Genomic DNA, 23,858 nt, shown 5'->3' with positions numbered 1-23,858 from the left:
AGGGAGGCGCCGAGCATAGGACGATTCGACGGGCGAGCCGATCCCCGAAGCTTTGGGGGGCCCGATGTACGGATGCGACAACGCCGCGGCGTGGAAGCGCCGCGGCGTTGGTGGGATCCCCTCGCGGGGATCATCGGGATCGGCGGATCAGCCGCCGCGACGCAGCATCACGGCACGCACGCTGGTGGGCGCCACGCCGGTCTGCTGCTTGAGCGCGCTGAGCGCCAGCGTGGTGACAAGGTCGTCGTCCAGCTCAGAGGCCGTCGCGGGCGCAGTCACCCGCAGCGTACCGTCGGCCATCAGCACCACGTCCAGCGTCGCCGAACGCTCGTTGCCGAGCGCCACGATCGCCTTCACCTGGCGGGTCACGCCGCCGGCGGAAGCCTCCGCCGCCGGGACGGGCTGCTGCACCGGCTTCAGCGCCAGGCTGTCGCCCAGGTCGTCCACGCGGAACATGCCCAGCGGCGCCGGGGCCGATCCGTCCTTGTCGGCATAGACCGGCAGCTGGCTCTGACGCGGCTGGTCGTAGGCCGGCGTGTCGAGCGCCAGGCTGATCTGGCCGCTGTCGCGCAGCATCTGCTCCAGACCGACGTTGGCCACGGCGATGTTGCCGCCGGTGCCGTTGGCGTTCTGACCCGACCCGGCGCCGTCGCCTGAGGTCGCCGTGCCGTTGCCAGCACCCGCGCCAGCACCGTTACCCGGGATGGATCCGTTGGTCGAATTGGCGCCGTTGGTACCGTTCAGACCAGAGCCACCCGCGCTGCCGTCGGCGCCAGCCTGACTGCCACCGGCACCGCCATTGCCGCCGACGCCGTTGCCCGCGCCGTTGCCCGCGCCGTTGCCGTTGCCGTTGCCGTTGCCGGACGAGGAGCCGGACCCGTTGCCCGCGCTGCCGCCGTTCCCCAGGTCGACCGAACCCGCGGCATTGCCCGACGGACCCGCCGCGACCGCGGACACGCTGCTGCCGAGGCCGCCCCCGTTGCCGCCGTTGCCGGTCGGCACGTTCGACGTCTTGCTGCCGCCGCCGTCCTGCGTGCCGTTGCCGCCGACGGGCTGGATCACCAGCGCGCCGATCGCCGCGGGAACCACCTGCGGATTGACCGTGCCGGTCACCGTCAGCGACGCAGGCTCGAGGCGATAGTTCGACGCGTCCGCGCCGGTCAGCGTCAGCTGCACGTCGACCGGCTTGCCGGTGCCCACGAACGGCGTGTCGAAGCGGCCCGAGCCGCCGACGCTCACCTGGTCGCCCGCGACCACGCCTTGCGGCGCGCCGATCACGATGTTGGCGGTGGTGTCGCTGTTGAAGACACCGCCGATCACCGTGACCGTGGGGGCCTGGATCGTGCGGACCGTGATGTCGGCGCTCGACTGCGCGGAACCCGACGCCAGCACGTAGTTGCCCGCGTCCGCGCCGGTCAACCCGAGTTGCACGTTCACGGTCTTGCCGTTGCCGGCGTTCTTGTTGTCGAACTGGCCGCTGGCCGCGACACCGAGCTGGTCGCCCGCGACGACGCCGACAGCGCCGCCGGTGGTGACCTGCGCCCCGCGCGTGCCGTCGTAGACCTTGTTGTCCACGTGGATCGCGCCGACGTCCACCGTGCGTGCGGTGATGGAAGCGGAGCTCCGCACCGAGTCGACGGCCAGCACGTAGTTGCCCGCGTCGGCGCCGCCCAGTGCCAGCTGCACGTCCACGGCCTTGCCGGTGCCGACGTTCTTGTTGTCGAACTGGCCGCTGACCGAGACGGCGAGCTGGTCGCCCGCCACGGTGCCCGTGAGGCCGCCGGTGGTGACCTGCGCGCCGCGCGTGCCGTCATAGACCTTGCCGCCGACCTGGATCGCGCCGACGTCGACCGTCTTGGGCGTGATGGTGGCCGTGACGGCCGAGCTCGTGTCCAGCACGTAGTTGCCGGCGTCCGCACCCGCCAGGCCGAGACCCGACAGATCGACCGACTTGCCGCGGCCCGCGTTCCTGTCCAGGAAGCTGACCGCGCCGTTCAGCGCCGCGTCGTCGCCCTGCACGAAGCCCGCGATTCCGCCGCCCGACAGCTGCGCCGAGGTGGTGCCGTCGTAGACCTTGTCCTGCACCGCGCCGTTGACCACGCTCACCGTCTTCGGCGTGACCTGGCCGATCGCGGCGCTCGCGCTGTCGGCGACCAGCTGGTAGCCATAGACGGCGGTCCCGCCGTTGTGGCCGTCGGCGATGACGACGCCGTTCACCGTCACGGTCTTGCCGTTGCCGACGTTCTTCGTGTCGTAGCGGGCCGAGCCGTTGGCGCCGATGGCCAGGTTCAGCACGTCGCCGTCGATGGCACCGGTGGCGCCCAGCTGGAGACCGCCGGTCGCCGCGCCGTCGTTGCCGTCATAGACCTTGGACGCGCTGCCCGTCAGGCTGACCGTCAGCGTGGGCGCCACCGAGTACAGGAACCCGTTGCCGGTGCCCAGCACGGCGTTGCCGTAGCGGGCGTCGTACTGCTTGAAGTCGGCGACCAGTCCGCCGCGCGTGTCGTTCAGCGGCGAGACCGAGTACACCTCCCACGCGCCGCCGTTGCCCGCCTGGAGCGCGGTCGCGCCGGCCTGGTTGACGAAGTTGCGTGCCGCGCGCAGGACGATAGGCGTCGCTTCGGCGCCGTCGTTGCCGGCCACGATCTGCTGCTGCAGCGTCAGATCGGCGGTCGCGCCCTGGGCCCGGAGGTAGACCGTGCCGTCCGCCTGGACGCCTTGCAGCCCGTCGGCGCTACCGACGGTCAGCGAGCCGGTGTTGGACATCGTCAGCGAATGGACATCCGCCGCGATCGTGCCGACCTGCTGGGCACTGCTGAAGCTGGCGTCACCGCCGCTGCGCAGCGCCAGCTTCCCGGCGGTGATGAGCACGCCCTGCTGGTTGCCGATGCCGACCGTGCTGCGGTCGTCCAGCGAGACGGTGCCGCTCGACGTGATGTTGTCTGCGACGTTGATGCCGCCGGCCTCCGCGCGCACGAGCACGCCGCCGTTGGTCATCGTGATCGCGCCGGCCTGGGTGAAGGTGCCGCCCAGCAGCTCCAGGCGGTTGCCCAGCGACAGCTGGACCGGGCCCACGACGCCCAGGTCGAGGTCCGACGCATCCACGCGCAGCGTGTTCACGCCGTTGAAGCGCGCCAGCATCGTGTTGGTCAGGTCCGCCGAGCCCGTGCCGCCGACGGTGATGCCGGTGGCCGGGCCGGTGCGGTCGAAGACGACCGTGGCCAGCGCGCCGTTGCTCGTCACCTGGTTGGCCGTGCTGCTCCAGCCCGGCGCCTGCAGCGTGAGCTGCGCCGCGCCGCCGGTGAAGTTGATCGGCGCGTCCAGCGCCAGCGTGCCGGTGCCGCTGTTGAGCGTCACGTTGGCCGCGCCGTGCGTGGTCAGGCCTGCCACGCCGTCGACGGTGCCCAGCGTGAAGCCGCTGGCGCTCGCCGGATTCACGACGGTGGTGCCGCCGACGTCCAGCGCCAGACGCGTGAAGCTGAAGGTGTCGTCCGTCAGCGTCGCGCCCTGGCCCGCGGTCACGGCCACGTTGGCCGCGGCCACGCCGCCGTTCACGCCGAGCACTTGGCCGCCGCTCTTCAGGCTGACGGTGGTGGCGTTGGTGGTGATGTCGCTGTCGAAGACGAGGTTGCCGCCGTCGCTGCGGCCGACTTCCAGCGTGGCCGCGTTGACCTGGCCGATCGACGCGTTGCTCAGCCCGCCGCCCAGGTGCAGCTCGTTGGCCGCCGTCATCTGGCGGATCGTGACCTTGCCCGCGCCGCCGTTGGCGGTGATGGTCTGCGACAGGTTGACGTTGTCGCCGGTCAGGACGATGTTGCCGGTCGTGTTGTTCAGCGTGCCGGCGGTGATGTCGATGGTGCGGTCCACCATCTCGAAGCTGCCCGAGGCGTTGAAGCTGAAGTTGCCCGGCACGCTGATCGTGCCGGTGCCGTCGGCGCGGCCTATCGTCAGGTTCTTGATGCCCGGCAGCTTGGCCAGCGTCGTCGCGGAGGCGAAGCCGTTCGCGTCGCCCAGCACCATGTTGGTCGCCGGGTCGTAGGGCTCCAGGCGCATGGACGCGGTGCTCAGGTTCTGCAGCGTCGAGCTGCCCCAGTCGATGCGGTTGGCGCGCAGCGTCAGGACGCCGGTGCCGGTGTCCATGTTGACGTTGACGTTGCCGAAGTTGATCGCGCTGTCCGTGTAGATGCTGGCGCCGCCCTTGAAGACGAAGGGCGTGTCGATGTTGACGTCGCCGCTGACGCTCAGCAGGCCGGCCAGGATCTTGTTGCCGTTGGTGTAGCTGCCGTCCGCGCGGAAGAAGATCCGGCCCGCACCCAGCACCATGCTGGAGTTCAGCGTCACGTCGCCGCTGCCGGTTGACACGTAGAGGTTGCCGCCGTTGGTGGACACCGGGGCGTTCAGCGTGAAGAAGCCGGCGCCGCCGTTGTCGGAGTCGGCCCAGATGCGGACGTAACCGCCGTTGGTGGTCAGCGATCCGCCCACCGTCGCGCCGTCGGCGCCGTAGATGGTGATCGAGCCCGCGCCCGGCGTGCCGCTGCCGGGGGTGGTGACGTTGTGCGTCGGAAGCGCGCCCGACGGATTGGTGCCCGCCCCGTGCGCGATCATCGTCGGCGCATTGAGGACGCGGCCGGAGCCGGTCGCGCCTGCCACCAGCATCAGGCTGCCGCTGCCCGACACCTCCAGCACGTTGCTCGCGTTGGCGAACATCAGGTCGAAGTTGTTGGCGAAGCTGCCGTCGGTCAGGTTGGACGGCGGCGTCAGGTGCGTGCCGGTGGAGGTGCCGGCCTCGATGCGCAGGCTGACGTTCGGCTGCATCGTGATCCTGCCGTCGCCGCCGTTGAGGGTCAGGTCGTTGACGAGGATGTCCCCGGTGGCCTGGAGCAGCACGTTGGCCTGCTGCGCCTCGATGTCCTTCTCGTAGACGACCGAGCCCGTCAGCACGTCGGTGCCGCTGCCGCCGCCATGGATGGTCAGCGAGGCCGGATCCAGCAGCAGGTCGCCGGTCGTGCCCTTGGCGGCGCGTGCGTCGGCGCGGCCGCTGTAGGCCAGTTCCTGCTTGCCGGAGACCTCGATCCGGCCGCCGTTGCCGCCCTGGTCACCGCCGCGCGATTCCACGCGTCCGGCGAATTCGGTGCGGCCGTCCGACCAGGTCACGACCTCGCCGCCGTTGCCGTTCACCGTCGCGTTGGCGCGCAGCGTGGCGGCCGCATCGACGCTGACGTTCTTCGCGTTGGTCAGGCTCGTGTCCTTGCCTTGCCAACCGCCGCCGACGTGGATCTGGCCGCCGCCGGTGGCGCCGCTGGCGTCCAGCGTCGCGCCGCGCAGCGCGATCGTGCCGCCGGTGACGCGGACGTCGCCGCCGGCGCCTTGCGCCGAGCTGGCATCCAGTCGACCGGTGACGTTCACCTGACCGAGATCGCCGCCGTCGAGGATGATGCGGCCGCCCTGTTCGGACAGGCCCTTGGCCTCGATCACGCCGTCCATGTTGATGACGCTGGCACGCAGGGCGCTGGCGCCGGGCGCGCTCAGCACGATCTGGCGGCCTTGCACGAGGCCTTCCTGCGACAGCTCGGCGTCGAGCGCCGCCTGGTCGACGCGGACCTGCAGCAGGCCGTCGCCGTTGAAGTCGAGCGCGACCTGCTGGCCGGCCGCCATCGCGACCTGACCGGCGCTGATCCTGCCGGTGTTCACCACCGAGGCGCCCAGCAGCGCGACCACGCCGTCGGCGTGGATGGCGCCGTCGTTGCGGACCTGCGCGGTGCTGGTGCCGGAGAAGCGCGCGCGACCGCCGAGGAAGTCGGCGTCGCTGACATTGAGCGTGCTCGCGACGAGACCGCCGACGTTGACCGTCGCGCCCTTGCCGAAGACCACGCCGCTGTTGTTGACCAGCCAGACCTGACCGTTGGCGGAGAGGTCGCCGAAGATCTGGCTCGGTGCGCCGCCGGTGACGCGGTTCAACGCCACGGCGTCGGCGCCGGTCTGGTTGAAGCGCACCGAGGCGCCGCTGCCGATGTCGAAGCTGTTCCAGTTGAGGATCAGCTTGTTGGAGGTCTGGTCGATGCGCAGTTGCGCGCCTTGCTGCGTCAGCGAGGCGTTGCCGGCGGTGATCTGCCCGCCGGTGGGCAGCGCGCCCGCATCGAGTGCGGCGGCCGGTCCCGCGAAGGTGCCGGCGGCGGCGGCCGCGATGGCGGCGGCGATGGCGCGGCGGACGGTGCCGCCGGTGCGCTTGCCGCGTCCGCGGGCGAATTCAGGCACGGCGACGAAGGCGCCGCAAAGCTCGTTCCAGACGAGGCGATAGCTGTGGTTCAACGATCCCATGATGGTTCTCTTTGATCTGTTCGGTCTGTGCTGTCGGAGCGGCCGGCCCAGGCGGCGGAGCGGCGGCCGCGGCGTCGATCAATAGTGGAAGGAGGCCTGCAGCCAGAAGCGCTGGCGGTCGTCGCGACCATCGGCGTCGCGGCCCGCGGCGGTGCGCCCGGCGTTGTGGCCGACGGCGTGCGCCCAGCTGGCACGCAGCGTCCAGCGCTCGCCGGCCAGGTTGGCGCCCAGGCCGGCGCCGCCCAGTCCGTAGGCGTTCGGTTGTCCGGCGAGCGCGCCGGTCCAGGGGCGTTCGTGCTGCTCGACGCGGCCGTAGTCCGCGAAGGCGATCAGCTGCGCGGCCAGGCCGTTGCCGATGCGCAGCTCGCGGCGCAGTTCGGCGGTGCCGACCCAGCCGTTGTCGCCGCTGGCCTCGCCGACCGGATAGGCGCGCACGCCCGACGGTCCGCCCAGCAGGAACTTCTCCGACGAATCCAGGTTGCGCGCGCTGATCTGGCCGTAGCCGCCGACGAACAGGCCCCAGCCCGGCAGCGCCTGCGCCGTCTGCAGGCGAGAGACGCGCCAGGTCGCCTTGTCGTAGCTGCCCGAGGTGCGGGCGGTCATCGCGTCGGCGATCTGGTCGCCGGCTTCGCGCAGCGCGACGGTGCCGCTGGTCACGCCCAGGCCGAAGTCGTTCTGCGCGCCGCCGAGCACGTCGTCCCAGGCGTTGCCGTAGACGTTCACGGACAGCCGGTTGAGTCGGCGATCGCGCAGCGTCTGGCCGAGTGCGTCGTCGACCAGCGTGCGCTGTTCGCCTTCGGCGGAGACCCACAGGTTGCGCTCGCGGCCGCGCAGCAGCGGATAGCTGAGGCTGGCCGAGACCGTGCGCGCGGTGCCGCGCAGGTCCAGCGGCTTGAGTTCTTCGCCGACGTGATAGTCCAGCCAGGTCGTCGCCAGCTGGGCGCGCAGGCCCGAGGCGCCGACGGCGAACCCATAGACCAGGGCGGCCTGGCGGCTGCCGTCGGTGCGCGACACGCTGGCCTGCAGCAGGTCTTCGCGGTTGAGCGGACGGATCAGCGATGCCGCGGCGCCGATGCGCCACTGGCCGGTGTAGCGGTTGTTGTAGTCGTCGACCGAGGCGTCCAGCGCCCAGGCGCGACCCGTTTCGGCGCGGACGTCGAGGCGGCTGGTGCCGGGCTCGTCGCCGCGTTCCAGCGTCGCGCGGGCCTGCACGCCGGGCACGTCGTTGATCAGCAGCAGCGCGCGTTCGAGCTGCTCGTAGCGGACCGGGCCGTAGGCCAGCGCGGCATCGGCGATCGCGCCCAGACGCGGGGCGAGCGCCTCGTCGGCGCCGGTCACCCGCACGCGGTGGGCGCCGGACTGCAGCCGGCCGGACAGCACGGCGATCTCCAGCTCGCCCTGGGTCAGGTCTTGCCTCGGCAGGTAGGCGCGGGCGAGCACGAAGCCGCGCTTCTGCAGCGCCGCCGTGACGCGTGCGGCCAGCGCCTGCAGTTGGCTGTGCGACAGCTGGCGGCCCTTGGCGTCGGCGACCAGCGCCTGCAGCTCGGCCTCGGGGATCAGGTCGTCGGCGCCGGTGAAGCGGATGCGGTCGATGCGCGCGCGCAGGCCCGCCTGCTGGTCGCCGCCCAGCGGCGCGTTGACGGTCGGGGCCTTGTCGAGGTCGCCGCGCTGCGCGGGCGGGGTCAGCCGACGCTGCTCGTTGAGCAGCTGGCCGGCATCCGGTGCCGCGGCCCAGGCCACGCTGACGGACAGGCTCATCAGACTCAGCCCCAGGCCGGCCGCGCCACGGCGCGTGCTGTACTTCATTCCCAATCTCCGGTTGTGTTTGGCAAGGGCGCGGTTATCCCGTGCGGCAACGGTCCGGAGTTCTGTCAATTCGCCGCGGATGTTTGGCGATTCGTTCAAGGGCGGCGGAGGGGGTCAGGCCGTGCCTGTTTCCGGTAGTTTTTCCGCTCCGGTTCCTCCCCCCCAGATGGGCGTTTTGATCGCTGGGCGCCCACCGGACGGGACCCCGCGGACTCGTTTCGCCGAGGCGGCCCGGACAATTCGCGGATGTCCCTTGCCGCGCCTGCTCCCGCGATCCATCGCCCCTTGCTGCTGCTGGTGGACGACCAGCCCGAGGACCTGCGCTGGTTGACCGCGCTGCTGCATCCGCTGTACCGGCTGGCCTTCGCCGAGAGCGGACGCGCGGCGCTGCAGAAGGCGCAAGGCCTGGCACCGGACCTCGCGCTGCTGGACGTCGGGCTGCCCGACATGGACGGCTTCGCGCTGTGCCGGCTGCTCAAGTCCGACCCCGCGACGCGCGAGATGCCGCTGCTCTTCCTGAGCGCCCACAACGATGTGGACAGCAGGATCGAAGGGCTGTCCCACGGCGCGGTGGACTTCATCAGCAAGCCCTTCCATCCGCAGGAAGTGCTCGCGCGCGTGCGGGTGCATCTGCATCTGGCCGCATCGCGCCGGCCGCAGGCGTCGAACGACGTCGAGGCGGCGCCCGTCGAGGAGGCGGGCACGCCCGACCAGCGCCTGTTGAACGCGGCGCGGCAGTACATCGGTGAACACCTGGTCGAGCCGCTGACGGTGAACCAGATCGGCCGCCAGGTCGGGCTGACCGGACGACGGCTGCTGGCGCTGTTCCGCGAAGAGCTGGGGCAGACGGTGTCCGGCTACATCAGCGACGAGCGCGTGCGCACCGGACAGCGTCTGCTGGCCGATACGGACATGAGCGTCTCGGACGTCGCGTTCCACGTGGGGTACGCGAACGCCGGCAACTTCGCGACCGCGTTCCGCGAGCGCAACGGACTCAGCCCGCAGGCCTACCGCACGGCGTTGCGTGCTCGGGAGTCCGCCGCACCAGACGGTCCGGCGCCCTGATGGTCGACTGGCGCCGATGGGCCGTTGTGCTGGGCGCCGCGGTCGCGTTCGCCGCGGCGGTTGTCCCCGCGCAGGCGTGGCCCGTACCGGATCTGCCGGCTGCTGTGCCCGATGCGGCGAGCGAAGCGCCGCCGCAGCCGGTGATCGCGCTGCAAGGCGCGGCGCTGGCTCGTCTCGCGCTGGTCGACCGGGGGCAGCTCTGGATCGAACACACCGAGGAACGCGACGCCGGAGCGGCGCCCTGGCGTCCCGCTGAGCGGCGAGCCCTGTCGCCCGGCTACACGCGCGATACCTACTGGCTGCGCTGGACGCTGCGCCAGGACGGGACCGAGGCGGCGCGCTACGTCCTGGTCGTCGACCCGGCGCGGATCGAGTCGGTGGCGCTCTATCGCCGCCGGCTGCTGCCGGACGGCAGCGCGACGCCGTGGACGCGGGAGCGCGCCGGGACCGATGTCGCCTTCCACCAGCGGCCATTGGCCCTGCGCGAAAGCGCCTTCCCGATGCGCATCGATCCGGGCGAGATCTGGGAGCTGCGGCTGCGCGCCGCGAGCCGCGGCGCGCTGTCGATCGAACCGACGCTCTGGGTGGCGGAGGCGCTCGTCGAGGAGCAGCAATGGCGGGTCTGGCGCGACGGCATGCTGTCCGCGGTGGGGCTGACGCTGGCGGCGCTGGCGGCGGGACTCGCGGTCTCGCTGCGCGACCGCGGTTATGCGTGGATCGCGGCCTTCCTGTCGAGCGCGATGGTCTACGAGATGGCGATGCGCGGCACCGCCTTCCAGCGTTTCTGGCCCGACGCGACCGACTGGGCCCAGCGGGCGTTGGGCACGACGGGCGCGCTGACGACGGTCTTCCAGCTGATGGCGTTGGCGACGGTGCTGCGCTTGCGCGTCACGCAGCCGGCGGTGCATCGCACCCTGGTGGCGGTGGTGGGACTGAGCCTGGTCGCGGTGGCCGCATGCATCGTGGCGGACTACCAGACCGGCACGCAGATGGCGGCGCCGACCAACCTGGCGCTCACGGCGATCGGCCTGATCGCGAGCTTCCGCGCGATGCGGCGCGGCGATCCGGTCGGCGGCGTGTGGCTCTGCGCGCTCGTCGGCGTGGTGCTGGGCATGGCGCCGCGGTACTTCAGCCTGCTTGGCTTCCTGCCGTATGCGGATTGGATCGAGCTGGCCCCGTCGATGGTGGGCACGGCGGGCGCCGCGGCGGTGCTGGTGGCGATGCTGAGGCTGTTGCAGCGCGAGCGGCTTCAACAGGCGCAGGCGCTGGAGGCGGCGGTGGTGGAGCGGACGGCGGAGCTGGCTCGCGCCAGCGCCCATGCGCAGGCCAGCGACGCCGCGAAGGGGCGGCTGCTGGGCCACATCGGCCACGACCTGCGCGCGCCGCTGGCGTCCATTGTGCAGCTGACGCGTCGACTGACCCCGGGGGTGGAGTTCGAATCGACGCGGCAGGCGCTGGAGCACGGCGGGGTGATGCTGCTCGACACGATCGACGAGTTGCAGCGCTTCGCGCGGCAGCCGACGGCGGAGGCGGATGTCGAGGTGCTGAATGCCCCGGTCTACCTGCACGGCCTGCTGCATGAACTGGCGCTGCAATCGCAGGCGCTGATGCTGGCGGGCAAGACCCGGCTCTCGCTGGTCATGGATGAGCCGCTGCCGGCGGTCGTGGCGCTGGATGCGCGACGGGTGAGGCAGGTGCTGCTCAACCTCCTGTCGAATGCCGCGAAGTATGGGCAGGCCGGCGAGGTCGTGCTTCAGGCGCGCGTTGACGGCGGGCAACTGGTGCTGTCGGTGACCGACGAGGGGCCAGGTCTTGCGCCAGAGGAACTGGAACGGATCTTCGATCCATTCACGCGGGGTCGTACGGTGAGCGCGATGCCCGGGCTGGGGCTCGGACTGGCCATCGCGCGTCAGACGATGCGGGCCATGGGCGGTGAGTTGAGCGGGCGAAGCGCGCCGGGCCAGGGGAGCCGCTTCATCGCAGAACTCCCGCTGATCGAGGCGACGGAGGCCGAAGTCCAATGGCCGTCCCTGCAGACGCAGGCCGGGATGGAGCGCATCGGCGACGGCTGGGTGGCGGTCGTGTGGGACCGCTGCGCGGCGGTGCGCGAGGTGATGCTGGAGCGGCTCCTGCAATGCGGGTTCGATGCGCGGGAGGTCGAGCGGGCGGAGGAACTGCCCGGCGCACTCGAGGAAGCGGCGGCAGCGGGCCAGGGACTGCTGCTGGCCGCGTCGCCGGAATCGCTGCCGTCGGTCGAGGCGTGGCACGGCTGGCGCACGCGCTGGCCGGCGATGAAGACGCTGCTGTGCGCGGCGTCACCGCGGCGGGACTGGCCGGGGGAGGCCGGGCTCGTCAAGCTGCCGAAACCGGCGCCGCAGACGCTGTGGGTGCCCGCGTTGTGGGCGTTGTGCCGGGAGGCGGGTGCCAGGTCTTGACGGCATGCCTCACACATCGACAGGCGTGTGAATTCCCCCGCCGGAGCGCAGGGCCAAAGCGGGCGCGTGCATCAGTTTTTCCGTCGTCCTGTATCGGCAAAACCTGATGCAAGGGGCGATCGGCGTGATGTTTGTCACGCGTCGCCCAATCGAATCAGCGAGTTGCGCGCGTCGAAGTAACGCATCGTTCCCGGCACTCCCGCTTCTCCCTCCGAGGTGGGATACGCGACGTGAAGACGGCGTCAGCACAATCGCCGCCGCAGTCAAAAGGAATGAGTCGCCGACAGTGCGACCACAGGGATGGCCTCAAATCAGGGAATGGCGGACGCGCTCCAAGACGCGTCCGGCTCGGCTGCCGCATTGGCAATCGGGCAAGGGACCGACGGAACATCGTCGGCGGTGGACCGTGACGGCGCGTTGCGCGCGTTGTGCATCGTCGCTCGCATGCACCACGTGGCGGCCGACGCGCCATCGCTGCGGCATGGGCTGGGCCTGGGCGCCAGCGATGCGCCGACGACGCAGGACCTGCTCCTGGCCGCCAAGCGGCTGGGGCTCAAGGCCAAGCGTTCGAAGACGACGATCGACCGCTTGAGCCTCGCGGCGCTGCCCGCACTGGCGACCTTGCGGGACGGCCGCACCGTGGTGCTGGCGCAATGCGACGGCAAGCGGGTGCTGTTCATGGACCCGACCGGCGACGAGACGTCGGCGCGGCCGACGATCGAACCGGTGGAGACCTTCGCCGCCGAATGGACCGGCGAGCTGATCCTCGTCACCAGCCGCGCGAGTCTGGCCGGCGATCTGGCCAAGTTCGACTTCTCCTGGTTCATCCCGAGCATCGTCAAGCACCGACGCCTGCTGGGCGAGGTGCTGTCGATCTCGCTGTTCCTGCAGCTCTTCGCCCTGGTCAGCCCGCTGTTCTTCCAGGTCGTGATGGACAAGGTGCTGGTGCACCGCGGCCTCACCACGCTGGACGTGCTGGTGATCGGCCTGGTGGTGATCATGGTGTTCGAGAGCGCGCTCAACATCCTGCGCTCCTATGTCTTCAGCCACACGACCAGCCGCATCGACGTGGAGCTCGGCTCACGGCTGTTCCGGCACCTGCTGAGCCTGCCGCTGGCCTACTTCCAGGCGCGGCGCGTCGGGGACTCGGTGGCGCGCGTGCGTGAGCTCGAGAACATCCGCCAGTTCCTCACCGGCAATGCGCTGACGCTGGTGCTGGACGTGCTGTTCTCGGTGATCTTCATCGCGGTGATGTTCAGCTACAGCGCGACGCTGACGCTGATCGTGCTGGTCTCGCTGCCGCTGTACCTGATCTTGAGCCTGTCCATCGTGCCGGTGCTGCGCGGGCGTCTCAACGAGAAATTCGCGCGCGGCGCGGAGAACCAGAGCCTGCTCGTCGAGACGGTGACCGGCATCCAGACGGTGAAGGCCAGCGCGCTGGAGCCGCAGATGGCGCGCAAGTGGGACGAGCAGCTGGCCGCCTACGTCTCCGCGTCGTTCCGGACGCAGACCCTGGCGCAGTACGGCAACGAGGGCATCAACCTGATCGGCAAGCTGGTGAACGCGGCCACCTTGTGGTGGGGCGCGCAACTGGTGATCGACGGCCAACTGAGCGTGGGCCAGTTCGTCGCCTTCAACATGTTTGCCGGCCGCGTCGCGCAGCCGATCATGCGCATCGCGCAGATGTGGACGGACTTCCAGCAGACGGGGATCTCGATGGCGCGTCTGGGCGACGTGCTAAACACGCGCACGGAGCTGCGGCCGCAGAGCGCCGGCGCGATGCCGCGCGTGCGCGGCGACGTGACGCTGGAGAACGTGACCTTCCGCTACCGGCCCGACGCGCAGCCGGTGCTGCACGGCGTGGACCTGTCGGTGCAGGCGGGCGAAGTGATCGGCATCGTGGGCCGCAGCGGTTCGGGCAAGAGCACGCTGACCAAGCTGCTTCAGCGGCTGTACGTGCCGGAATCGGGCCGCGTGCTGGTCGACGGCCAGGACATCGCGATGGCGGACGCGACGCAGCTGCGCCGTCAGGTGGGCGTGGTGCTGCAGGAGAACATGCTGTTCAACCGCTCGGTGCGGGAGAACATCGCGATCGCCGATCCGGCCGCACCGATCGAGGCGGTGATGCAGGCGGCCAAGCTCGCCGGCGCGCACGACTTCATCGCCGAATTGCCCGAGGGCTACGACACCGTGGTGGGCGAGCAGGGCGCCGGCCTGTCGGGCGGGCAGCGCCAGCGCATCGCGATCGCGCGGGCGCTGTTCGGGCAGCCGCGGGTGCTGATCTTCGACGAGGCCACCAGCGCGCTCGACTACGAGAGCGAGGCCATCATCCAGAAGAACATGCGGGCGATCTGCCAGGGGCGGACGGTGTTCATCATCGCCCACCGGCTGAGCGCGGTGCGCCATGCCCACCGGATCATCGCGATGGAGAAGGGCCGCATCGCGGAGATGGGCAGCCATGACGAGTTGATCGCCAAGCCGCAAGGGCTCTACGCGCACCTGTGGCGCATGCAGGGCGAAGGAGGTTCGGAATGAGCGCCGAACTGATCCGGAGCGCGGCGGCTGGCGAAGCCGCGGAGACGCCTCGCCATCCGCTGCGCGAGTTGCTGTCGCGCTACGCCGCAGTGTTCAAGGCCGCCTGGGCACGTCGCGAGGAACTCGCCGGCCCGCGCCGCATGGCCGACGAGCGGGCGTTCATGCCCGCCGCGCTGGAACTGCAGGAAACGCCGCCGCATCCGGCGCCGCGCCGCATGGCGATCGCGATCTGCACGCTCTTCGTGATCGCGCTGGCGTGGGCCATCCTCGGGCAGATCGACATCGTGGCGGTGGCGCAGGGGCGGATCATCGTCAGCGACCGCAGCAAGACGATCCAGCCGCTGGAGACCAGCGTGGTGCGGGAAGTCTTCGTCAAGGACGGCGACAAGGTGAAGGCGGGACAGCTGCTGATCGCGCTGGACTCGACGATGACGGAGGCGGACAGCCACCGGGTCGACAAGGAGCGCGTGGCGGCGCTGTCGGAGGTGCTGCGCTCGCGCGCGCTGCTGCAGGCGCTGACGGGTGGGGGCGCTCCGCAGTTGACGCAGGCGGCCATGACCTCGATGCCGCGCGAGGACGCGGACAGCGCGCGTTTCCAGCTGCAGAGCGAGTGGGCGGACATCTCCGCCAAGCTCGCGAAGCTGCAGGCGGAGCTGGAGCGTCGGGACGCGGAGATCGCGACCGCCAAGCAGGTGGTCGAGAAGCTGCAGAGCACGGTGCCGATGGCACAGCAGCGCGAGCGCGACTACAAGGCGCTGAGCGACCAGGGCTTCGTCGCGGGCCATGCGGGACAGGACCGGACGCGGGAGCGCATCGAGCAGGAGAAGGACCTCGGCACGGCCATCGCGCGCCAGCGCGAGACGCAGGCGGCCCTGGCGGAGTCGCGCGGCTCGACGGCCTCGTTCAAGGCGGAGACGCTGAGGACCTTGCGCGATCGCGAGGCGCAGGCGGACCTCAAGCTCAAGCAGCTCGCCGAGGAAGGCGCGAAGGCCAACAAGCGCAACCAGCTGACGAAGCTCACCGCGCCGGTGGACGGCACGGTGCAGCAGCTCGCGGTGCACACGGCGGGCGGCGTCGTGACCGAGGCGCAGGTGCTGCTGGTGCTCGTGCCCGACGAGGCCGAGGTGACCGCGGAGGTCGTGCTCGAGAACAAGGACATCGGCTTCGTGCGCGCCGGGCAGGAGGCGGAGATCAAGCTCGAGACCTTCCCGTTCACGCGCTACGGCACGGTGCCGGCGACGGTGAAGAGCGTGACCGCGGATGCCGTCAACGACGAGAAGCGCGGGGCGATCTTTCCGGTGACCTTGGTACTGGGGCAGGGCGTCATCGATGTCGACGGCAAGCCCGTGAAGCTGGCGCCGGGGATGAATGTGACGGCGGAGATCAAGACGTCACAGCGGCGCGTGATCCGGTATCTGTTTGATCCGGTGAGGCGGCACGTGGATGAAAGCATGCGGGAAAGGTGAGCCGACGATGAAACCGATCAACAAGCAAGAACTGGATGCGTTGAACGTTGGAATGGTGAAGCGCTTCGCCGGCATTTATGTTGGTGCACTTCTCTGTGTCGTCCTGTTCTTGAGTGTCGACATTGGTCAATTCATTGAGGCCCCCAGTCAATGGATTCCCGCAATTCGTCGCTTGCGGGAGAACGTGCAGATCGGAGCCACCACTGCAGCCTTTGCCTTCGTTTCCTGGGCCGCAATTCTTCTATGGCCTGCCGCAGTGCTCTTCTGCGTCGGCGCCAGGCTGTACGAGCGCAGTGAGTATGTGAGACGGACCTCCAGCGCCTCGCGCGGTTCCGCGCCGTACTGGGCCGCATTGATTCTCTGGGCACTTCTTGCCGCTTGCTACTTTGGAGCCATCGACCCGCTGGGCTCGTCTCAAGGAAGCCATTTGGTCGCCTGGGCTCTTCGTACTTCTGCCGGACTGATCGTCGTCGGACCGCTGGCGTTTGTCGGCATGACGATCATCGCGGCCTTCAATCTATTCATCACCTTCGTCTATCCATTCAAGCGCATTTTCAACAGGGAGTTCAAATGACGCATAACACTGAGATCTTCAGCGTTACTCTTGCAGACTACGTCAAGTCCGTCGAAAGTCTTGCCGCAAGTACGGCTAGCGCTCTATCTGAGGCGGCAACGCGATACGAGAAGTGGTTTATCGAGCAGACCAGGGCGGGAATCGTCACCGAGCAGCAACGGTATGACCGCATAGCGAAAGAGTTTGGGCAGGGATTCAAGCAGGCTTCAGAGAATGCCCAGCGATGGGCGAATGCGGCGGCGGAGCAGGGAGGCAAGGGGATTGGCCAGGTCATGCAGAAGTACGCCGACAAGGCGGCTGCAGTGGCCAATGATCTTCACTCGCCGCTGATCGATTCCGGCAAGAAAATTGCCGACATGAGCCGGGAGGCGGATTGGGTTATTGACAACCTGAAGTCCAACGCGGATCACGTAGGAGCCAAATGGCTGGGTCCCGCCTTCGATGCCATGGCACTCGGAAAGGGCCTTTACGACTGGTTTGATACGGGCGATGAAAGTGGCTTTGGCGCCGCCGCCACCGGGGTGGCCTTGTCGTGGGCAGCGGCCCTGGCGGTCGGCGCGGCAGCGGCATTCTTTGGTGCTCCAGCCATCGTTGTGGTGACTGCGGCGGCCGTGGCGGCCGGCGCTGGAAGCGCCATGGGCGATACGGCATGGAAATGGATCAGCACGGCACGCGACTGGGTCGTTGACCAGATGGTCAACGACAATTACCGGCGCTCGACGACCTGGCGCCCGCGCGATCCGCTCGCCATCGATCTGGACGGTGACGGCATCGAAATGCGCAATCCGGCGCTCGGGCCGGTCCTCTTCGACCACAACGGTGACGGCGTCCGAACCGGGACGGGTTGGCTTGCTGGCGATGACGCATGGCTCGTCATGGACCGCAACGGCAACGGCCTGATCGATAACGGTTCTGAACTGTTCGGTGTCGATACGGACATCCCGGGGAAGGACGCTGACGGCAATCCGATCACACGCAAGGCGGGCACGGGTTTCGAGGCACTGGCAGCCCAGGACTCCAACAAGGACGGCGTATTCGACGCCAACGATGTCAATTTCGCCAATGTCCGCCTATGGCGCGATCTGAATGGCGACGGCGTCAGCCAGCAGAACGAGCTGCAGACCCTGGGGCAACTGGGCATCAAGGGGATTTCACTGGAAGTGACCGGGGGGAACGTCGACCTCGGCAACGGCAACAGCATCACCGGCAAGGCGAAGGTCATCCGCGTGGATGGCACTCAGACGGAAATCGACAGCGTGGCGGTCACCGGTGATGGCGCCGCGAACCTGAACCTGGATGACAACCCGTTCTATCGTGAGTTCCCGGCCATTCCCATCGTGGCGGAAGCGATGGCGCTGCCCGACATGACGGGTTCCGGTGCCGTCCGCGACCTTCGCGAGGCGATGAGTCTGGGCACGGCGGAATCCAAGCGCCTTCAGGAAGCAGTCGCCGCCTTCGCAGCCGCCAAGACCGCGGAAGAACAGCGTGCGCTGATCCCGAGGGTGCTGGCGACCTGGGCCGATACGGCGACGGACTTCTTCAAGCCGCTCAAGACGATCGCGCAACGGCCGGAGATGCTCCAGGTCGAGACGGAATTCCTCTTCGCCCAGCAGTTCGGCAACGAGCTCGATCGCCGCGGCGTGGAATGGCGGCATCTCCTGGCCCAGTCCCCGTCAAACGACCCCTATGTGCAATCGGAGTCGCTGAACCAACTGACGCGCCTGCTCTTCGACCAGGGACTGATTGTTCAAGGAGGTTTCCGGGCCGAAGAAGTCGTCGGTGGAAACACGATGCCCAGATCGCTTTATCTGGTCTCCAGACCGGCGTTTTCCGGCGCGTACACCATCGACGGGGATCGCGAATCGGCGGATCTCGCGGCGAGTCTGCAGGCGTTTAACGGAACACTGCAGTTCTCGGTTCCTCCGACGCTGGACGGGCGCACGACCTACGGATTCTCGTTCCTGAAGCCCACCGCGACGGAAGCGACCGTGCTCTACGAAGCCGCGATGTCGTCGCTGAAGGACTCGGTCTATGCCGCCCTTGTCATGCAGACGCGCCTGGCGGCGTATGTCGACGCGGTCGAAATCGTGTTCGATGGAAACGGCGTGCGGTGGTCTTCCGACGCACTGTCGACGCTTCTCGATCAACGTCACGCTGCCGACGAGCGTCTGACGATTGCCGATCTTGCGGACCTCGTGCGCTACGGCAGTTCGGTCCTGGACCGCGCGGGCTTCGACGGCTACTCGAAGCTGTCGCAATGGCTTGACGCACTGCCGGCGGACTCCTCGATCTGGGCGATGTTGCGCAATCAAGGCGTGCGCACGGTCGAGGACCAGGGCACGTCGTCGGCGGACATGATCGTCGGGAACGCTGGCGCCAACCGGATCGACGGTGGCGAGAGCAACGACGTCCTGATTGGCGGAGGCGGTGCGGACACGCTGATCGGCGGTGGCGGCAATGACCGACTGCTGGGTGGTGCCGACAACGACATCCTTCAGGGCGGGTCAGGCAACGATGCGCTGGTGGGCGGGATCGGAGACGACGTGCTCGAAGGCGGCGAAGGCAACGACGTGCTGGATGGCGGTGCTGGCAACGACGTGCTGACCGGTGGTTGGGGCAACGACACCTACCTGTTCGGCAGGGGAGACGGCGTGGACACGATCGCGTCGGAGTACGACCCGACGGCCGGTCGCCTGAACACGCTGCAGTTCAAGGAAGACGTGGCCGCGTCCCAAGTGACGGTTAAGCGCGATGGCAGCGCGCTGGTGCTGACGATCAACGGCACCGCGGACAGCGTGACGGTGCGAGAGTTCTTCGGAAGCGACGATCCGAGCAACATCTACAACCAGCTGCAGCAAGTGAAATTTGCGGATGGCACGACGTGGTCCATCGCTGACATCGTCACCAAGTCGCTAACGGCTTCGGACGATGCGGATGCCCTCTTCGGCACCTCTGCCGCGAACCTCATCAATGGCCTGGGCGGCAACGATCGGATCTACGGTCAAGGCGGCAACGACACATTGGACGGCGGAGCCGGTGACGACTACGTCCACGGTGGCGACGGCAATGACGTCGTGCGCGGTGGTGACGGCAACGATTCGCTGGAGGGTGGCAACGGCGACGATGTCCTGGACGGCGGCGCCGGCAACGACACCGTCAACGGTGGCTGGGGCAACGACACCTACCTGTTCGGCAAGGGCGATGGCGCGGACATCATCGTCGGCGACTACGACCCGACGGCTACGCGGACGAACACGCTGCAGTTCAAGGACGGCGTGAGCGTATCGGACGTGACGGTGAAGCGCGACGGCAGCTCGCTGGTGCTGACGATCAACGGCACCACGGACAGCGTGACGGTGCGAGAGTTCTTCGGCAGCGACGACCCGAGCAACATCTACAACCAACTGCAGCAGGTGAAGTTTGCCGATGGCACGACCTGGAACATCACGGATCTGGTGACCCGCTCGCTGATCGCCACGGACGATGCGGAGATCCTGACGGGAAGCGCCACGTCGGACGTGATCAACGGCCTGGGCGGCAACGACCGGATCTACGGTCAAGGTGGCAACGACACGCTGGACGGCGGAGCCGGTGATGACTACGTCCACGGCGGCGACGGCAACGACCTCGTCCGCGGTGGCGATGGCAACGACTTGCTGGAGGGTGGCAACGGCGACGACGTCCTGGACGGCGGCGCCGGCAACGACACCGTCAACGGTGGCTGGGGCAACGACACCTACCTGTTCGGCAAGGGCGATGGCGCGGACATCATCGTCGGCGACTACGACCCGACGGCTTCGCGGATGAACACGCTGCAGTTCAAGGACGGCGTGAGCGCATCGGACGTGACGGTGAAGCGCGACGGCAGCTCGCTGGTGCTGACGATCAACGGCACCACGGACAGCGTGACGGTGCGAGAGTTCTTCGGCAGCGACGACCCGGGCAACATCTACAACCAACTGCAGCAGGTGAAGTTTGCCGATGGCACGATCTGGAACATCACGGATCTGGTGACCCGCTCGCTGATCGCCACGGACGATGCGGAGACCCTGACGGGAAGCGCCACGTCGGACGTGATCAACGGCCTGGGTGGCAACGACCGCATCTATGGCCAAGGCGGCAACGACACGCTGGACGGCGGAGCCGGTGATGACTACCTCCACGGCGGCGACGGCAACGACATCGTGCGCGGTGGTGATGGCAACGACTTGCTGGAGGGTGGCAACGGCGACGACGTCCTGGAAGGCGGTGCCGGCAACGACACCGTCAACGGTGGCTGGGGCAACGACACCTACCTGTTTGGCAAGGGCGATGGCGCGGACATCATCGTCGGCGACTACGACCCGACGGCTACGCGGACGAACACGCTGCAGTTCAAGGACGGCGTGAGCGCTTCGGAAGTGACGGTGAAGCGCGATGGCAGTTCGCTGGTGCTGACGATCAACGGCACGACGGACAGCGTGACGGTGCGAGAGTTCTTCGGAAGCGACGACCCGAGCAACATCTACAACCAGCTGCAGCAGGTGAAGTTTGCTGACGGCACGGCCTGGAACATCACGACGCTCCTGGCGTTGACAAGCGGCGGCACGCAGGCCGCGGACGTCCTGACAGGCAGTTCTGGCAATGACGTCATTTATGGGCTTGGCGGCAACGATCGCATCTCCGGACAAGGCGGCGATGACCTGCTTGATGGCGGGGAGGGCGACGACTACGTCCACGGCGGCGACGGCAACGACATCGTGCGCGGTGGTGACGGCAACGACTCGCTGGAGGGTGGCAACGGCGACGACGTCCTGGAGGGCGGTGCCGGCAACGACACCGTCAACGGTGGCTGGGGCAACGACACCTACCTGTTCGGCAAGGGCGACGGCGCGGACATCATCGTCGGCGACTACGACCCGACGGCATCGCGGATGAACACTCTGCAGTTCAAGGACGGCGTGAGCGCCTCGGAAGTGAGTGTGCGGCGCGACGGCACTCAGCTGGTGTTGCGCATCGCAGGCACGACCGACAGCGTCACCGTCCGGGAGTTCTTCGGCAGCGACGACCCGAGCAACATCTACAACCAGCTGCAGCAGGTGAAATTCGCCGATGGCACGACCTGGAACATCACGGACCTGGTGACCCGTTCGTTGATTGCCACCGATGACGCGGAGACGCTGACGGGGAGCGCGACCTCGGATTTCATCAATGGCCTGGGCGGCAACGACCGGATCTACGGTCAGGGCGGCAGCGACACGCTGGACGGCGGAGCCGGTGACGACTACGTCCACGGCGGCGACGGCAACGACATCGTGCGCGGTGGTGACGGCAACGATTCGCTGGAGGGTGGGAACGGCGACGACGTCCTGGAGGGTGGTGCCGGCAACGACACCATCAATGGTGGCTGGGGCAACGACACCTACCTGTTCGGCAAGGGCGACGGCGCGGACATCATCGTCGGCGACTACGACCCGACGGCCACGCGCATGAACACGCTGCAGTTCAAGGACGGCGTGAGCGCTTCGGAAGTGAGCGTACGGCGCGACGGTACTCAACTCGTGCTGCGCATCGCAGGCACGACCGACAGCGTCACCGTCCGGGAGTTCTTCGGCAGCGACGACCCGAGCAACATCTACAACCAGCTGCAGCAGGTGAAATTCGCCGATGGCACGACCTGGAGCATCACGGACCTTGTCGCCCGCTCGCTGATCGCCACGGACGATGCGGAGACGCTGACGGGGAGCGCGACCTCGGATGTCATCAACGGCCTGGGCGGCAACGACCGGATCTACGGTCAGGGCGGCAACGACACGCTGGACGGCGGAGCCGGGGACGATTACGTCCATGGCGGCGATGGCAACGACCTCGTGCGCGGTGGTGACGGCAACGATTCGCTGGAGGGGGGCAACGGCGACGACGTCCTTGAGGGCGGTGCCGGCAACGACACCGTCAACGGTGGCTGGGGCAACGACACCTACCTGTTCGGCAAGGGCGACGGCGCGGACATCATCGTCGGCGACTACGACCCGACGGCATCGCGGATGAACACGCTGCAGTTCAAGGACGGCGTGAGCGCCTCGGAAGTGAGCGTGCGACGCGACGGCACTCAGCTGGTGTTGCGCATCGCAGGCACGACCGACAGCGTCACCGTCCGGGAGTTCTTCGGCAGCGACGACCCGAACAACATCTACAACCAACTGCAGCAGGTGAAGTTCGCCGATGGCACGACCTGGAACATCACGGATCTGGTGAGCCGTTCGTTGATTGCCACCGATGACGCGGAGACGCTGACGGGGAGCGCGACCTCGGATGTCATCGATGGCCTGGGCGGCAACGACCGGATCTACGGTCAAGGCGGCAACGACACGTTGGACGGCGGAGCCGGTGACGACTACGTCCACGGCGGCGACGGCAATGACGTCGTGCGCGGTGGTGACGGCAACGACTTGCTGGAGGGTGGCAACGGCGACGACGTCCTGGAAGGCGGTGCCGGCAACGACACCGTCAACGGTGGCTGGGGCAACGACACCTACCTGTTCGGCAAGGGTGATGGCGCGGACATCATCGTCGGCGACTACGACCCGACGGCCACGCGGATGAACACGCTGCAGTTCAAGGACGGCGTGAGCGCTTCGGAAGTGAGCGTGCGGCGCGACGGTACCCAACTGGTGCTGCGCATCGCAGGCACGACCGACAGCGTCACGGTCCGGGAGTTCTTCGGCAGCGACGACCCGAACAACATCTACAACCAACTGCAGCAGGTGAAGTTTGCCGATGGCACGACCTGGAACATCACGGATCTTGTGACCCGTTCGCTGATTGCTACGGACGACGCGGAGACCCTGACCGGGACGACGGCTGCAGAGAGCATCAACGGCCTGGGTGGCAATGACCGCCTCTACGGTCAAGGTGGCAACGACACGCTGGACGGCGGAGCCGGTGACGACTACGTCCACGGCGGCGACGGCAACGACATCGTGCGCGGTGGTGACGGCAACGACTTGCTGGAGGGTGGCAACGGTGACGACGTCCTGGAGGGCGGCGTCGGCAGCGACACACTCACCGGCGGCTGGGGCAACGACACCTACCTGTTCGGCAAGGGTGACGGCGCTGACACGATCGCGTCGGAGTACGACCCGACGGCCGGTCGACTGAACACGTTGCAGTTCAAGGACGGCGTGGCCGCTTCCGAAGTGACGGTCAAGCGCGAAAGCAGCGGGCTGGTGATCTCGATCAACGGCACGAGCGACAGCGTGACGGTACGGGAGTTCTTCCTGTCCGAGGACCCGGCCAACATCTACAACCAGTTGCAGCAGGTGAAGTTCGCCGACGGCACGACCTGGTCGTTGGCAGACCTCGACAACAAGGCCCGCGGCCTGCCCGTATCGAGCGCCTCCTCCGCCGAGCACGCCAGCACCGCGCGTCAGGCGGATGCGCTGGTCGCCGCGATGGCGTCGTTCTCCGGGTCGTCGATGGCGTCCAACGCCGCGTTCCCGAGCTACAGCAGCAACGCTGACCATCTGATCGCCGTCTCCGCACGCTGACGCGTCGAGGTGCGATCGAAACGCCCCGGGACGGCTCGTCGCCTCCCGGGGCGTTTTTTCGTGGAGAACATCCGGGCACCCGCCTTGCTTCTCCCGGCATCAAACCATTCCCAAAACGCATAACCCCGGCAAG

Annotated in this window: 8 protein-coding genes; 6 read left to right on the top strand and 2 right to left on the bottom strand. The window is 68.3% G+C overall.

The annotated features are described in order from the left end of the window. Positions 1-147 precede the first annotated feature (147 nt). Positions 148-6,318, bottom strand: coding sequence for a YDG domain-containing protein (locus ABE85_RS22230; protein WP_067279891.1), 6,171 nt, complete (start codon positions 6,316-6,318; stop codon positions 148-150). 78 nt (positions 6,319-6,396) lie between these two features. Continuing rightward, entirely contained in the window at positions 6,397-8,124 is a 1,728-nt protein-coding gene (locus ABE85_RS22225; protein ID WP_197507116.1) for a ShlB/FhaC/HecB family hemolysin secretion/activation protein, read from the bottom strand. Positions 8,125-8,370: 246 nt separating this feature from the next. On the opposite strand from ABE85_RS22225, the gene ABE85_RS22220 reads away from it, so the two are divergent. The 6 genes from ABE85_RS22220 (at position 8,371) to ABE85_RS28580 (ending at position 23,725) form a co-directional block, all read left to right on the top strand. Then, positions 8,371-9,189, top strand: coding sequence for a DNA-binding response regulator (locus ABE85_RS22220; RefSeq protein ID WP_067279888.1), 819 nt, complete (start codon positions 8,371-8,373; stop codon positions 9,187-9,189). After that, on the top strand, positions 9,189-11,624 hold the full coding sequence (locus ABE85_RS22215; protein WP_067279885.1) for a sensor histidine kinase: 2,436 nt from the start codon (positions 9,189-9,191) through the stop codon (positions 11,622-11,624). The genes ABE85_RS22220 and ABE85_RS22215 overlap by 1 nt, the downstream gene beginning before the upstream one ends. A gap of 399 nt (positions 11,625-12,023) precedes the next feature. Beyond that, positions 12,024-14,159 (top strand): type I secretion system permease/ATPase, encoded by a 2,136-nt coding sequence (locus tag ABE85_RS22210; protein WP_255362618.1) that lies wholly within the window; start codon positions 12,024-12,026, stop codon positions 14,157-14,159. Beyond that, a complete protein-coding gene (locus tag ABE85_RS22205; protein ID WP_067279880.1) occupies positions 14,156-15,625 on the top strand; it encodes an HlyD family type I secretion periplasmic adaptor subunit in 1,470 nt (489 codons plus the stop codon). The genes ABE85_RS22210 and ABE85_RS22205 overlap by 4 nt, the downstream gene beginning before the upstream one ends. 7 nt (positions 15,626-15,632) lie before the next feature. Further along, positions 15,633-16,199, top strand: a complete 567-nt coding sequence (locus tag ABE85_RS28585) for a hypothetical protein (protein ID WP_067279875.1) — start codon at positions 15,633-15,635, stop codon at positions 16,197-16,199. Continuing rightward, a complete protein-coding gene (locus tag ABE85_RS28580) occupies positions 16,196-23,725 on the top strand; it encodes a calcium-binding protein (RefSeq protein ID WP_310732608.1) in 7,530 nt (2,509 codons plus the stop codon). Before ABE85_RS28585 ends, ABE85_RS28580 begins: the two co-directional genes overlap by 4 nt. Positions 23,726-23,858 lie beyond the last annotated feature (133 nt).

This window comes from Mitsuaria sp. 7 (assembly GCF_001653795.1).
GTDB lineage: Bacteria > Pseudomonadota > Gammaproteobacteria > Burkholderiales > Burkholderiaceae_C > Roseateles.
This window is presented reverse-complemented; position numbering and strand designations above follow the sequence as displayed.

What these genes read in the sequence shown, in the direction of transcription:
- ABE85_RS22230 (WP_067279891.1), bottom strand. Translation starts at nt 6,318, where the DNA reads ATGGGATCGTTGAACCACAGCTATCGCCTCGTCTGGAACGAGCTTTGC.
- ABE85_RS22225 (WP_197507116.1), bottom strand. Translation starts at nt 8,124, where the DNA reads ATGAAGTACAGCACGCGCCGTGGCGCGGCCGGCCTGGGGCTGAGTCTG.
- ABE85_RS22220 (WP_067279888.1), top strand. Translation starts at nt 8,371, where the DNA reads ATGTCCCTTGCCGCGCCTGCTCCCGCGATCCATCGCCCCTTGCTGCTG.
- ABE85_RS22215 (WP_067279885.1), top strand. Translation starts at nt 9,189, where the DNA reads ATGGTCGACTGGCGCCGATGGGCCGTTGTGCTGGGCGCCGCGGTCGCG.
- ABE85_RS22205 (WP_067279880.1), top strand. Translation starts at nt 14,156, where the DNA reads ATGAGCGCCGAACTGATCCGGAGCGCGGCGGCTGGCGAAGCCGCGGAG.
- ABE85_RS28585 (WP_067279875.1), top strand. Translation starts at nt 15,633, where the DNA reads ATGAAACCGATCAACAAGCAAGAACTGGATGCGTTGAACGTTGGAATG.
- ABE85_RS28580 (WP_310732608.1), top strand. Translation starts at nt 16,196, where the DNA reads ATGACGCATAACACTGAGATCTTCAGCGTTACTCTTGCAGACTACGTC.